Genomic DNA, 222 nt, shown 5'->3' on the forward strand with positions numbered 1-222 from the left:
AAGTTCAATATCGAGACGTTGCTCTCTCTGTGCATTCATATCAGTTCTGAAAAGCTGGTAATGATTGCAGCCGCTACTCTTGGCGTAATACATAGCCGTATCGGCATTATTGAGCAGCGTACGAGCATCGGTACCGTGATCAGGATAGAGGCTAATGCCGATAATGGTGGTAATGCGCAGTTAGTGGGTATCGATTCGATCGGGTGTAGCCCACACACGAAG

Annotated in this window: 1 protein-coding gene; it reads right to left on the minus strand. The window is 47.7% G+C overall.

Features of this window, described 5'->3' with window-relative positions; genetic code table 11:
* On the minus strand, nucleotides 1–180 hold a 180-nt coding region (locus A6R74_RS22225; protein WP_121499358.1), incomplete at its 3' end, for a diguanylate cyclase domain-containing protein.
* Nucleotides 181–222 lie beyond the last annotated feature (42 nt).

It is taken from the genome of Halomonas sp. ALS9 (assembly GCF_001651035.1).
GTDB lineage: Bacteria > Pseudomonadota > Gammaproteobacteria > Pseudomonadales > Halomonadaceae > Vreelandella.